Genomic DNA, 11,951 nt, shown 5'->3' on the forward strand with positions numbered 1-11,951 from the left:
AGAGTTTTTGATGTTTAATTGAAGCGATTCGCATATTTTCCCTTCACCTTCAAAAGGAGCGGATTCGAACCCTGACGTGGAACATCTGCCACCCACGCATTGAGGTCAGTCACCGCACAGTAAAAGAGACGCGCAACGCCCAGGAACTCTTCCCCTGTCGGGTTGCGCTTTAGGTCCGAACCCGCCCACCCAAGCTCACAACTTCGCGATCGACACCTCGGTCGACTTCACCAGCGCCACCACGTCGGACCCGACCTTCAGCTGCAGCTCGTCGACCGACCGGGTGGTGATGACCGAAGTGACGGTGCCGAACGGCGTTTCGACATCGACTTCGGAGACGACGTCGCCGCGCACGATCTCGCGGACCTTGCCCTTGAACTGGTTGCGGACGTTGATGGCTTGGATGGACATGGAAATACTCCCGGGGGTTGAAAAACGGATGGCGCTATTAAATCGATAGCTAGAGGTCGGCTATTTACGCCGGCTGCAGGCACTTTTCTTATGAATTCTGAATAAGGAAACCGTCAGATCGCCCAGCGCAGCGCATTGGCGGGCCGGGCCGACCAGTCCGCCGTCGGCGGCGGCGTGTCGTCGGCCGGCTTCTGCAGCACCCGGTCGAGGATGCGTTTCTCCAGCGCGGCGAAGGCCGGGTCGCCCTGCGAACGGGGCCGGGCCAGGTCGATGCGCTCGTCAAGCGCGATGCGGCCGTCCTCGATCAGGATCACCCGGTCGGCCAGGGCCACCGCCTCCTGCACGTCGTGGGTCACCAGCAGCGCGGTGAAGCGGTGCTGCCGCCACAGGCTCTCGATCAGGCGGTGCATCTCGATGCGGGTGAGCGCGTCGAGCGCACCCAGCGGCTCGTCGAGCAGCAGCAGCCGCGGCTGGTGTACCAGGGCGCGTGCCAGGGCCACCCGCTGGCGCTGCCCGCCCGACAGGCGCGCCGGCCATTCGCCCTCGCGCTCGGCCAGGCCGACCTGGGCCAGCACCTCGGAGGCGCGGGCATGGTGCTCTTTCGACAGGCCCAGGGTCACGTTGTCGAGCACCCGCTTCCAGGGCAGCAGTCGCGCCTCCTGGAACATGATCCGGGTGTCGCCGTGCAGCCCGTCGATCGGACGGCCGTCGGTCGAGAGCGTGCCCTCCGACGCCCGCTCCAGCCCCGCCACCAGCCGCAGCAGCGTGCTCTTGCCGCAGCCGCTGCGGCCGACGATGGCGACGAATTCGCCTGGCGCCACATCGAGCCGCGCACCGCGCAGCACCTCCCGGGCGCCATAGCGCTTGGTGAGCTGGCGGGCTTGCAGGCGCACGCCGCCGGGGCGTGCAGAGTTCTGAGCCGCAGCAGCGGCGACGGGCCGATCTTCCAATGTGACGCTCATGGTGAAACCTTCGAATGCCGGGCAGTCGACGCCCAGCGGAGGAAACAAAACCGGTCGTAGCCCATAGCTCACCCTCGATCCCAGAAACACCGTGGATCCGGCTCCGCCGGTCCACCGGTGTTGCCCCCGGTAGGGGGTAGGCGTTACACGAAGTGAAAAGCCTGGGGGCGAGCTACCGATACCCCGGATGCCAGCGCAGCCACCACCGCTCCAGGCCGCGGGCGAACAGGTCGGCCGCCTTGCCCAGCAGCGCGTACAGCAGGATGCCCACCAGCACGATGTCGGTCTGCAGAAACTCGCGCGCGTTCATCGTCAGGTAGCCGATGCCGGACTGCGCCGAGATCGTCTCGGCCACGATCAGGATCACCCACATCAGCCCCAGCGAGAAGCGCAGCCCGACCAGGATCGAGGACATGGCGCCCGGAAGGATCACCTCCTTGTAGAGCTGCCAGCGGGTCAGCCCGTACGTGCGGCCCATCTCGATCAGCTGCGGATCGACGTTGCGGATGCCGTGGAAGGTGTTGAGGTAGATCGGGAAGAAAACCGACACGGCGATCAGGAACAGCTTGGCCGTCTCGTCGATGCCGAACCACAGGATCACCAGCGGGATCAGCGCCAGCGCCGGAATGTTGCGCACCATCTGGATGGTGGAGTCGAGCAGCGTCTCGAAGAACTTCACCGATCCGGTCAGCAGCCCCAGTGCAAGGCCCAGCCCGCCGCCCACCGCCAGCCCGGCCAGCGCCCGGCCGGCGCTCACCTTCACATGGGTCCACAGCTCGCCCGACGCGGTCAGCAGCCAGGCCGCCTTGACCACGTCCACGGGTGCCGGCAGCACCCGGGTCGACAGCCAGCCCAGCGACGAGGCCACCTGCCACAGCGCGATCAGCGCCACCGGCACCAGCCACGGGATCAGGCGCTTGCCCACGCCCGATGCGAAAGCCAGCAGTCCGCCGAAAGCGGGCGCGGCGGCCGGCAGCGGCCGGGTCTGTACATGGTCGGTCATGGGATGTCCTCGGTGCGGCAGTGGCGCGGGTTAGCTTTGGGAGACCAGGCGCGAAGGCGCGTCGAGGTTGGCGACCACTTCGCCGAACGGCCCGGTAAGCGCCTGGCCCGGCAGCTTCTGCCGGGCTGCGCGGGAGAGCCGCGGGAACACCAGCTCGGCAAAACGGTAGGCCTCTTCCAGGTGCGGATAGCCCGAGAAGATGAAGCTGTCGATGCCCAGCGCCGCGTATTCCTCGATGCGGGCGGCTACGCTGGCGCCGTCGCCCACCAGCGCGGTGCCGGCACCGCCGCGCACCAGGCCCACGCCGGCCCACAGGTTGGGGCTGATCTCCAGGTCGGCGCGGCCGCGCGAGAACGTCGATGGGCCGCCCCGAGCGGTCTCCGCCCCCTCGGGGGGCAGCGAGGACACGCCAGTGCCGAGCGTGGGGGCCTTGTTCCGTGCGCCGGCGTGCAGCGCGGCCATGCGGCGCTGGCCTACGGAGTCCATGCGGGCGAAGGCGGCCTGGGCGCGCTCCACCGTCGCGTCGTCGACCCGGCTGATCAGCGACTCGGCGGCCTGCCAGGCCTCGTCGTCGGTCTCCCGCACGATGACGTGCAGCCGGATGCCGAATTGGACGGTGCGGCCGAGCTTGGCCGCGCGGGCGCGCACGTCGGCGATCTTCTTGGCCACCTCGGCGGGCGGCTCGCCCCAGGTGAGGTAGGCATCCACCTGCTCGGCCGCCAACTCGTGGCCCGCCTCGGACGAGCCGCCGAACCAGATCGGCGGATAGGGTTGCTGGATCGGCGGATAGACCAGCTTGGCACCCTTGACGCTCAGGTGCTTGCCGTCGAAGTCGACGCTGCCGCCGTCGTGGCTGCGGGTCAGGATCTCGCGCCAGATGCGGATGAACTCGGCCGACTGCTCGTAGCGCAGCGCATGGTCCAGAAACACGCCGTCGCCTTCCAGCTCGCCGTTGTCGCCGCCGGTCACCAGGTTGACCAGCAGCCGGCCACCGGAGAGGCGGTCGAAGGTGGCGGCCATGCGGGCGGCCAGCGCCGGCTGGTGCAGGCCGGGGCGCACCGCGACCAAAAATTTCAGGTTCTGGGTGCTGCCGATCAGGCTGGAGGCGATCACCCACGGGTCTTCGCAGGAGCGGCCGGTGGGGATCAGCACCCCGTCGTAGCCCAGGCGGTCGGCCGCGCCGGAGACCTGCTGCAGGTAGGGAAGATCGACGGTGCGGGCGCCTTCGGCGGTGCCGAGGTAGCGGCTGTCGCCGTGCGTGGGAAGGAACCAGAAGATTTGCATGGTGGGGGCCTCGTCTAGGGGGGTGTCGTGGGGGTGCCGGGCTACCAGGAATGGGCCAGCACGGCGCGGTGGGCGGGGAACGCCGCGGCGGCCGTCTTCTGCAGCCGGCGCAGCACCCGCACCGGCACGTAACCGTATGGCGCACGGCGGGCCCGCGCCCGAGGCGACGCGGGCGCCACCCGCCAAGCAGCGGAGGTCAGGGTCACGATCTGTGCGGCATGGGCGCGAACGGAAGGGGTCGAAAGAGAGGACATGGCTTCTCCCGAAAACATGGCGACGCGCTGCGGGCTCAGACGGCGCCGGCCGCCGCGGCCTCGAACACATCGATCTTCTTGGGGATCAGCTTCAGCTCGAAGAACTTGTCGGCGATCTGCTGCTGCTCGGCCAGGATCGCCTTGTTGATCGGCACCGTGCCGTAGGTGTTGCGGCCCACGGCCAGATCCAGCACCGGCTTGGACAGGCCGAGCACGCCGGCCAGTTCGGTGGCGTATGCATCGCGATTGGCACCGGCCCACCGGTCCAGGCGGTCGATCTCCTCGATCAGGACCGTGATCACGTCGCGGTTCTTGGCCGCGTAGTCGAGCGAAGAGAAGTAGTAGGCGCGGTTGCCCACCACGCCCTGGGCATCGGCCACCACGCGGGCGTCGAGCGCTTTCTCCGCGGCGGCCAGGAACGGATCCCAGATCACCCAGGCGTCGACCGCGCCGCGCTCGAAGGCCGCGCGGGCATCGGCCGGCGGCAGGTAGACCAGCGACAGGTCGCTGTAGGCCAAGCCGTGCTTTTCGAACAGCTTGACGATGAAGTAATGGACGTTGCTGCCCTTGTTAAGGGCGATCTTCTTGCCCTTGAGGTCGGCGACGGTCTTGATGGCCGAGCCTTTGGGCACGATCACCGCCTCGACCGCCGGCCGGTGCGGCGTGGAGGCCACATAGGCCAGCGGCGCACCGGCGGCTTGCGCGAAGATCGGCGGCGCCTCGCCCACGTCGCCGAAATCGATCGATCCGACATTGAGCGCTTCCAGCTGCACCGGGCCGGCGTTGAACTCGGTCCATTTGACGGACACGCCCAGCGGCGCCAAGCGCTTCTCGAAAGTGCCGCGGCCTTTGAGGATGCTGAGGATCCCCTTCTGGTTGCCGACCCGCAGGGTGCGCGCAGGCGCCTGGGCCCAGACGGGCAGCGATGGCAGCGCCAGGCCGGCGACCAGGGCACCCTGCACCAGGGTGCGGCGGGAGACGGCGTTTTGCGCGATCGGCGAACGGGGATGGGACGGCATGGTGAACCTTTGGATGAACGGACGAGCGGGCTCCCGCGCGGCAACGCGCACTGCGGGAATTTTCACAATCGAGAGGCACGGCGGTGGGGGCGGCATGCGCGCCCGCCGGGGCGGTCAGACGCTACATCGCACCTGCGAGAACGGCACCGGGTCGAAGCCCGGCGCCACACCGCGCGGCAGCAATTCGGTGACCAGCAGATCGACCGCTTCGACCAGCCGCAGGGCCAGGTCGGCATGGACCTGGTAGGGGCCTTCGGGCAGGCGAACCACCTGCGATTCGGTGGCGTAGACGCCCGGCAGGATCTGCCGCGCGCCGAGGGACTGCAGCACCGGCCGCAGCGCATAGTCGAGCGCCAGCATGTGGTGCGGGCTGCCGCCGGTGGCCAGCGGCAGCACCGTCTTGCCCTTGAGCCCGGTCTGCGGCAGCAGATCGAGGAAGGCCTTCAGCACGCCGCTGTAGGCCGCCTTGTAGACCGGCGTGGCGATCACCACCGCATCGGCCGCCGCCACCTGGGCCGCCGCACGGACGACGGCCGGATGCCCGAAATCGGCCTGCACCAGCGCCAGCGCATCCAGTTCGCGCACCTGCAGCTGCTCCGAGCGCAGGCCGCGCAGCAGCAGCCGCTGGCCCACGGTGTCGAGCAGTGCCTGCGAACGCGAAGGCGCGGTCGGGCTGCCGGCAATCAGAAGAACGGTCATGGAAGCATTGCTCACGGTGCGGTACGGAAAAATTCAAGCAAAAGATAGCTGTAGTCGGCGCCGAACGTCGACCACCAGCTATCAATTCAGTAGCAGATGCTACTTTTGCGCGTTGGTGTAGATCTGGTCGAACGAGGCACCGTCGGCGAAGTGGTCCTTGTCGGCCTTGCCCCAGCCGCCGAAGGCCTGGTCGATCGTCACCAGCGTCAGCTTGGGGAACTGCGACTCGTACTTGGCCTTGGCCTTGTCGCCGGTCGGGCGGTAGTAATTGCGGCCGGCGATCTCCTGGCCTTCGTCGGAGTAGAGGTACTTGAGGTATTCCTCCGCCGCAGCGCGGGTGCCCTTCTTGTCGACGTTCTTGTCGACGACGGCGACCGAAGGCTCGGCCAGGATCGAGATCGACGGCACCACGATCTCGAACTTGTCGGTGCCGAACTCCTTTTGCGCCAGGAAGGCCTCGTTCTCCCAGGCCAGCAGCACGTCGCCCACGCCGCGCTGGACGAAGGTGATCGTCGAGCCGCGGGCACCGGTGTCGAGCACCGGCACGTTCTTGAACAGCTTGCCGACGAACTCCTTGGCCTGCGCGTCGCCGCCGTACTTGCGCTTGGCGAATTCCCAGGCGGCCAGGTAGTTCCAGCGGGCGCCGCCAGAGGTCTTGGGGTTGGGCGTGATCACCTGCACGCCGGGCTTGACCAGGTCGTCCCAGTCCTTGATGCCCTTGGGGTTGCCCTTCTTGACAAGCAGCACGATGGTGGAGGTGTAGGGTGCCGAGTTGTGCGGCAGGCGCTTCTGCCAGTCCGGCTTGATAGCGCCGCCGTTCTTGACGATGGCGTCGATGTCGCCGCCGAGGGCCAGCGTCACCACATCGGCGTCGATGCCGTCGATCACCGAGCGGGCCTGCTTGCCGGAGCCGCCGTGCGACTGCCTGACCGACACGTCCTGGCCGCTCTTTTCCTTCCAGTGCTTGGCGAAGGCCTTGTTGTAGTCCACGTACAGCTCCCGCGTCGGGTCGTACGATACGTTGAGCAGGTTCACGCTTTGGGCCAGCGCCGGCAGGGAGAATACGCCGGCCACCAGAGCGGCCAGGGGAATCTTGATAAAGTCGCGGCGAATCGGCATGAGGTTCTTTCGGCTTCGTTCTTGCGGGGATGCGGGAGTCGACAGGACGGATTCTGAAAGCAGGCCGAACAAACTTGAACGATCAGGTTCAAGGTTTCTTATTCATAAAACCTACTTAGACAGCCGCGACATGGCACGCATGGTCCACTGCATCAAGCTCGGCATCGAAGCCGAAGGTCTGGATTTCCCGCCCTACCCCGGCGAAATGGGCAAGCGGCTTTGGGAGAGCGTCAGCAAGCAGGCTTGGGCGGACTGGATGAAGCAGCAGACGATGCTGGTCAACGAGAACCGCCTGAACCTGGCCGACCAGCGCGCCCGCGAGTACCTCAAGCGTCAGATGGAGAAGCACTTCTTCGGCGACGGCGCCGACGCGGTGCAGGGCTACGTGCCGCCATCGGCCGCCTGATCGCCCCGGCCGCCGCCAGCCGAGCCGCCTTCGGGCGGTTTTCTTTTGGCGGCCCGCTTCCTCATCGCACCCTCCCCGCATGACCGACACCGTGGTCTGGAGCGACTCCGGCCTGCCCCGCAGCCCGCGCTTCGACGATATCTACCACTCCGAGGCCGGCCCCACCGCGCAGGCCCGACACGTGTTCCTGGGCGGCTGTGGCCTGCCGGCAGCCTGGGCCGGACAGCCGCGGTGGCGCATCCTGGAGACGGGCTTCGGCCTGGGGCTCAACTTCCTCACCGCCTGGGCCGCCTGGCGCGACGACCCGGCCCGGCCCGGCTTGCTGCACTTCGTCTCGGTCGAAGCCTGGCCGGTGGCGCCGGCCGACCTGCGGCGCGCGGTGGCGCAGGAGCCGTCGCTGGTACCGCTGGCCGACCTGCTGGCCGCGCGCTGGCACGGACTGCTGCCGGGAGTGCACCGACTGGCCTTCGACGGCGGCCGGGTGATGCTGACCCTCTGCGTCGGCGACGTGCAGCCGATGCTGCGCGGACTGCAGCGCTTCGATGCCGACAGCATCTTCCTCGACGGTTTCGGGCCGCGGCGCAATCCGGAGATGTGGTCGCCCACCACCCTGCAGGCCGTGGCCCGCTTCGCCCGGCGCGGCACCCGTCTGGCCACCTGGACCATCGCCCGCGCGGTCCGCGACGCACTGGCCGAGCAGGGCTTCACCATCACCCTGGCCCCGGGCCTGCCGCCCAAGCGCGACTGCCTGCTGGCGCTGTTCGACCCGCGCTGGGAGCCGCGCCGCGCGCCGCTGCCGGTGGGGGAAAAGGTCACCGCGCCCGGCCACTGCGCGGTGGTCGGGGCCGGCCTGGCCGGCGCGGCGGTCGCGGCCGCGCTGGCGCTGCGCGGCTGGCGGGTCACGGTCCTGGACGGGGCCGATGCACCCGCGGCCGGTGCCTCCGGTGCGCCGGCCGGCGTGCTGGCGCCGCATGCCTCGCCCGACGACGCGCTGCTCTCGCGCCTGACCCGTGCCGGCGTGCGGGCGACCTGGCAGCAACTGGAAGACCGGCTCGTCCTGGGCGAAGACTGGCAAGACAACGGAGTGCTTGAGCGCCATCCGCCCGACGCCGGCCGCCTGCCCGCGGCATGGACGGCCGAGGGGCCCAACGAAACCTGGCACGCCTCGGCGGCCGACTGCACCGCCGCCGGCCTGCCGCGCGACACCCCGGCCCTGCTGCACCGCCGCGCCGGCTGGGTCCGGCCGGCACGGTTGATCGCCGCCTGGCTGCAGACACCCGGCGTGCGCTTCGTCGGTCGCAGCCGTGTCGACCGGCTGATCGCCGAGGGCGATACCTGGCACCTGCTGGCGGCCGACGGCACCCGGCTGGCGACGGCCGACCGGGTAGTGCTGGCCGGCGGGGCGAGCGGCGCGGCGCTGGCGGATGACCTGCCGCTGCAGCCGGTCCGCGGACAACTGGCCTGGGGCACGGTACCCGCCGCCGCACAGGGCCTTCCGCGCCAGGCGATCAACGGCGACGGCCAGCTGATCGCACGGGTGCCCGATGGCGCAGGCAGCACGCTGTGGGTGAACGGCGCCACCTTCGAGCGGACCGATGCAGACGAGACGCGCGCCGAAGACCGCGAAGCCAACCGGTTGCGGTTGGCTTCACTGCACCCCGCGGCAGCGGCCGCGGTGGCGCCGGCCCATGCCGACGGCACGGTGCACGACTGGGTCGGCATCCGCTGCGCCTCGGCCGACCGCAGACCGCTGGTCGGGCCGCTGGGTGCGCCGCATCTGCCGGGCGTGTGGGTCTGCAGCGCCCTGGGCTCCCGGGGACTGACCTTCGCCGCGCTGTGCGCCGAACTGCTGGCGGCCCGCTGGCACGGCGAGCCCTTGCCGCTGACGGCGCGGGAAGCGCAGGGGCTCGACACTGCCCGCACCAGCCGGGAGGACCCGGTCTCGTCTTATCCGGAAACCGCTCAAAAAGCCTCGGAAAGCCGCGCCCAGCAAGCGGAATAAACTAATCCGCATAAAGCGCAGGCTAGAAAATCGTTTGAATTCATAAGCAGCGCTTTTACAGTTTCGCCCCTATGCACGATCTCGCGTTCGTATTCGCCGGCTTCGCCGTGGGCCTGGTCGTAGGGCTCACCGGCGTGGGCGGCGGCTCGCTGATGACCCCGCTGCTGATCTTCTTCTTCGGCGTGAAGCCGCATTTGGCGATCGGCACCGACCTGCTCTTCGCGGCTTTCACCAAGATCGGCGGCTCGGTCGCGCTGGCCCGGGCGCGCCAGATCGACTGGCCGTTGGTGCTGCGCATGGCGGCCGGCAGCGTGCCGGCCGCGCTCGCAACGCTCTACGTGCTGGGCCGGATGGGACCCGCGCAGCCGGCGGTGCAGCGCATCATGACGCTCACGCTGGGCGCCGCCCTGCTGCTGACCGCGGCGGCCACGTTCTACAAAACGGTGCGGGGCACCCAGGCGCCGCAGGCCTCCCCGGGCGATGCGGCAGAGGCCGCGCGCAGCCGGCATCCGGTGCTCACGGTGCTGTTCGGCGCGGCCATCGGCACGCTGGTCACGCTCAGCTCGGTCGGGGCCGGCGCGATCGGCGTGCTGGTGCTGATGCTGCTCTACCCGATGCTGCCGCTGCGCCGCATCGTCGCAGCCGACATTGCCCATGCCGTACCTCTGACCTTGGTGGCGGGGCTGGGACATGCCTCCATCGGCTCGGTAGACTGGCCGCTTCTGCTCAAGCTGCTCGCCGGCTCGCTGCCCGGCATCTGGCTGGGCACGCTCCTGGTGCGCCGGGCGCCCGAGCGGCTGATCCGCTCGCTGTTGTCGGTGCTGCTGGCCTATGCCGGAGCCAAGTTGATCACCCTATAAATATTCCCGAGATTTCCACGATGTACCAGTACACAGAATTCGACCGCCAGTTCGTGCACCAGCGCGCCGCCCAGTTCCGCGACCAGCTCGAGCGCTGGCAGGCCGGCAAGCTGAGCGAGGACGAGTTCAGACCGCTGCGCCTGCAGAACGGCTGGTATGTGCAGCGCTACGCGCCGATGCTGCGGGTGGCGGTGCCCTACGGCGAGCTCTCCAGCCGGCAACTGCGGGTGCTGGCGAAGATCGCTCGCGAGTACGACGAGCCCGAGGCGGCCGTCTACAAGACGGCGATGGACACCCAGCGCGCCCTCGGCACCCAGCACCTGCCGACGCACTACGCGCACTTCACCACCCGCCAGAACGTGCAGTACAACTGGATCCCGCTGGCCAAGAGCGCCGACGTGATGGACCTGCTGGCCTCGGTCGACATGCACGGCATCCAGACCAGCGGCAACTGCATCCGCAACATCACCAGCGACGAGCGCGCCGGCGTGGCCGCCGACGAGATCGCCGACCCGCGTCCCTTCGCCGAGATCATGCGGCAGTGGAGCACCCTGCACCCCGAGTTCGCCTTCCTGCCGCGCAAGTTCAAGATCGCGATCACCGGCGCCACCGAGGACCGCGCCGCCACCGGCTGGCACGACGTGGGTCTGCGCCTGCTGAAGAACGAGGCCGGCGCGCTGGGCTTCCGGGTTCAGGTGGGCGGCGGCATGGGCCGCACCCCGATCGTGGGCACCGTGCTGCGCGAGTTCCTGCCCTGGGACCAGATCATGAATTACCTGGAAGCGGTTGTGCGGGTCTACAACCGCTACGGCCGCCGCGACAACATCTACAAGGCCCGCATCAAGATCCTGGTGAAGGCCGAAGGCCAGGCCTACATCGACGACGTGGAAGCCGAGTACGCGCAGATCGTCGAGCACGACGGTGCGCCGCACACCATCACCCAGGCCGAGTACGACAGGGTGGCCGCCTCCTTCGTGCCGCCCGCACTGGCTGCCGGTACCGGCACCACCGCCGAGGACGTCGATACCGCCCTGCGCACCGCCGCGGCGGCCGAGCCGATGTTCGCCCGATGGCTGCAGCGCAACGTGGCGCCGCACCAGAACCCGGCCCTGCGCGCGGTGACCCTGTCGTTCAAGCGCCGTCTGCAGGCGCCGGGCGACGCGTCGGCCGACCAGCTCGACATCGCGGCCGGCCTGGCCGACCGCTACAGCGCCGGCGAAACCCGCGTCACCCACGACCAGAACCTGCTGCTGCCCTGGGTGCGCGCCGAAGACCTGCACGCCCTGTGGAAAGAGGCCACCGCCGCCGGCTTCGCCAGCGCCAATGTCCACCTGCTGACCGACATGATCGCCTGCCCCGGCGGCGATTTCTGCGCGCTGGCCAACGCCCGCTCGATCCCGATCGCCGAGGCGATCACCGAGCGCTACCAGGACCTCGACGAGCTCGACGACCTGGGCGAGATCGACCTGCACATCAGCGGCTGCATCAACAGCTGCGGCCACCACCATAGCGGCCACATCGGCATCCTGGGCGTCGACAAGGACGGCAAGGAGTGGTATCAGGTCACCCTCGGCGGCTCCGACGGATCGGCTCTCTCGGGCGCGTCCCAGGCCGGCAAGGCGGTCGGCCCGTCCTTCACCGCGGCCGAAGTGCCCGAGGTGATCGAGGCGGTGCTGACCACCTACCGCGATCACCGCCAGTCGGTCGACGGCCGCCACGAAACCTTCATCGACACGCTGCGCCGCGTCGGCGCCGAGCCCTTCAAGGCGGCGGCCAACGGCGCCCGTTTCAAGGTGGAGGAAGCCGCCTGAGGCGGACCGGAAAGCACGACATGAAGATCATCGATTCCCACGCCCATTCCGTTCCCGAGAACGACGCGACCCTGCTGCAGCTGCCCAACGACGCCGATCCGCTGGAGGCGGCGCTCGACGG

General features: G+C 69.1%; 12 protein-coding genes. 4 read left to right on the forward strand and 8 right to left on the reverse strand.

Going from position 1 to position 11,951, the window contains the following annotated elements; translation table 11 throughout:
• Window positions 1-195: 195 nt before the first annotated feature.
• The 8 genes from DFQ15_RS01510 to DFQ15_RS01540 form a co-directional block, all read right to left on the reverse strand.
• Window positions 196-411 (reverse strand): TOBE domain-containing protein, encoded by a 216-nt coding sequence (locus DFQ15_RS01510; protein ID WP_110464281.1) that lies wholly within the window; start codon window positions 409-411, stop codon window positions 196-198.
• A 113-nt stretch (window positions 412-524) separates the two neighbouring features.
• A complete protein-coding gene (locus DFQ15_RS01515) occupies window positions 525-1,373 on the reverse strand; it encodes an ATP-binding cassette domain-containing protein (protein ID WP_110464516.1) in 849 nt (282 codons plus the stop codon).
• A 172-nt stretch (window positions 1,374-1,545) separates the two neighbouring features.
• Window positions 1,546-2,376 (reverse strand): aliphatic sulfonate ABC transporter permease SsuC, encoded by an 831-nt coding sequence (ssuC, locus tag DFQ15_RS01520; RefSeq protein WP_110464282.1) that lies wholly within the window; start codon window positions 2,374-2,376, stop codon window positions 1,546-1,548.
• Window positions 2,377-2,406: 30 nt separating this feature from the next.
• The gene (locus DFQ15_RS01525) at window positions 2,407-3,660 is read right to left on the reverse strand and encodes an FMNH2-dependent alkanesulfonate monooxygenase (RefSeq protein ID WP_110464283.1); all 1,254 of its coding nucleotides are present in this window, start codon (window positions 3,658-3,660) and stop codon (window positions 2,407-2,409) included.
• 41 nt (window positions 3,661-3,701) lie between these two features.
• Window positions 3,702-3,914 carry a hypothetical protein gene (locus DFQ15_RS16910; protein ID WP_146228617.1) on the reverse strand — a complete coding sequence of 71 codons (213 nt, stop codon included), beginning with the start codon at window positions 3,912-3,914 and terminating at the stop codon, window positions 3,702-3,704.
• Window positions 3,915-3,949: 35 nt separating this feature from the next.
• On the reverse strand, window positions 3,950-4,933 hold the full coding sequence (locus tag DFQ15_RS01530) for a sulfonate ABC transporter substrate-binding protein (protein ID WP_199399793.1): 984 nt from the start codon (window positions 4,931-4,933) through the stop codon (window positions 3,950-3,952).
• Window positions 4,934-5,047: 114 nt separating this feature from the next.
• Window positions 5,048-5,632 (reverse strand): NADPH-dependent FMN reductase, encoded by a 585-nt coding sequence (gene ssuE / locus DFQ15_RS01535; protein WP_110464284.1) that lies wholly within the window; start codon window positions 5,630-5,632, stop codon window positions 5,048-5,050.
• 99 nt (window positions 5,633-5,731) lie between these two features.
• Window positions 5,732-6,751, reverse strand: coding sequence for a sulfate ABC transporter substrate-binding protein (locus DFQ15_RS01540; RefSeq protein ID WP_110464285.1), 1,020 nt, complete (start codon window positions 6,749-6,751; stop codon window positions 5,732-5,734).
• 130 nt (window positions 6,752-6,881) lie between these two features.
• Here DFQ15_RS01540 and DFQ15_RS01545 point away from each other — a divergent pair, with 130 nt between their 5' ends.
• The 4 genes from DFQ15_RS01545 to DFQ15_RS01560 all read left to right on the forward strand — a co-directional run bounded on the left by DFQ15_RS01545 (window position 6,882) and on the right by DFQ15_RS01560 (window position 11,830).
• Window positions 6,882-7,157, forward strand: a complete 276-nt coding sequence (locus tag DFQ15_RS01545; RefSeq protein WP_110464286.1) for an oxidative damage protection protein — start codon at window positions 6,882-6,884, stop codon at window positions 7,155-7,157.
• A 79-nt stretch (window positions 7,158-7,236) separates the two neighbouring features.
• Window positions 7,237-9,159, forward strand: coding sequence for an FAD-dependent 5-carboxymethylaminomethyl-2-thiouridine(34) oxidoreductase MnmC (gene mnmC, locus DFQ15_RS01550; RefSeq protein ID WP_110464287.1), 1,923 nt, complete (start codon window positions 7,237-7,239; stop codon window positions 9,157-9,159).
• Window positions 9,160-9,230: 71 nt separating this feature from the next.
• Window positions 9,231-10,019, forward strand: coding sequence for a sulfite exporter TauE/SafE family protein (locus tag DFQ15_RS01555; RefSeq protein ID WP_110464288.1), 789 nt, complete (start codon window positions 9,231-9,233; stop codon window positions 10,017-10,019).
• Between the two features lie 20 nt (window positions 10,020-10,039).
• Window positions 10,040-11,830: a nitrite/sulfite reductase gene (locus DFQ15_RS01560; RefSeq protein ID WP_110464289.1), complete on the forward strand. Its 1,791-nt coding sequence runs from the start codon at window positions 10,040-10,042 to the stop codon at window positions 11,828-11,830.
• The last annotated feature ends 121 nt before the right edge of the window (window positions 11,831-11,951 follow it).

Origin of the sequence: Xylophilus ampelinus (assembly GCF_003217575.1) — a bacterium.
GTDB lineage: Bacteria > Pseudomonadota > Gammaproteobacteria > Burkholderiales > Burkholderiaceae_C > Xylophilus > Xylophilus ampelinus.

Coding starts and splice junctions, on each gene's coding strand:
- mnmC (WP_110464287.1), top strand. CDS start 7,237: ATGACCGACACCGTGGTCTGGAGCGACTCCGGCCTGCCCCGCAGCCCG.
- DFQ15_RS01540 (WP_110464285.1), bottom strand. CDS start 6,751: ATGCCGATTCGCCGCGACTTTATCAAGATTCCCCTGGCCGCTCTGGTG.
- DFQ15_RS16910 (WP_146228617.1), bottom strand. CDS start 3,914: ATGTCCTCTCTTTCGACCCCTTCCGTTCGCGCCCATGCCGCACAGATC.
- DFQ15_RS01545 (WP_110464286.1), top strand. CDS start 6,882: ATGGCACGCATGGTCCACTGCATCAAGCTCGGCATCGAAGCCGAAGGT.
- DFQ15_RS01560 (WP_110464289.1), top strand. CDS start 10,040: ATGTACCAGTACACAGAATTCGACCGCCAGTTCGTGCACCAGCGCGCC.
- ssuC (WP_110464282.1), bottom strand. CDS start 2,376: ATGACCGACCATGTACAGACCCGGCCGCTGCCGGCCGCCGCGCCCGCT.
- DFQ15_RS01530 (WP_199399793.1), bottom strand. CDS start 4,933: ATGCCGTCCCATCCCCGTTCGCCGATCGCGCAAAACGCCGTCTCCCGC.
- DFQ15_RS01555 (WP_110464288.1), top strand. CDS start 9,231: ATGCACGATCTCGCGTTCGTATTCGCCGGCTTCGCCGTGGGCCTGGTC.
- DFQ15_RS01515 (WP_110464516.1), bottom strand. CDS start 1,373: ATGAGCGTCACATTGGAAGATCGGCCCGTCGCCGCTGCTGCGGCTCAG.
- DFQ15_RS01510 (WP_110464281.1), bottom strand. CDS start 411: ATGTCCATCCAAGCCATCAACGTCCGCAACCAGTTCAAGGGCAAGGTC.
- ssuE (WP_110464284.1), bottom strand. CDS start 5,632: ATGACCGTTCTTCTGATTGCCGGCAGCCCGACCGCGCCTTCGCGTTCG.
- DFQ15_RS01525 (WP_110464283.1), bottom strand. CDS start 3,660: ATGCAAATCTTCTGGTTCCTTCCCACGCACGGCGACAGCCGCTACCTC.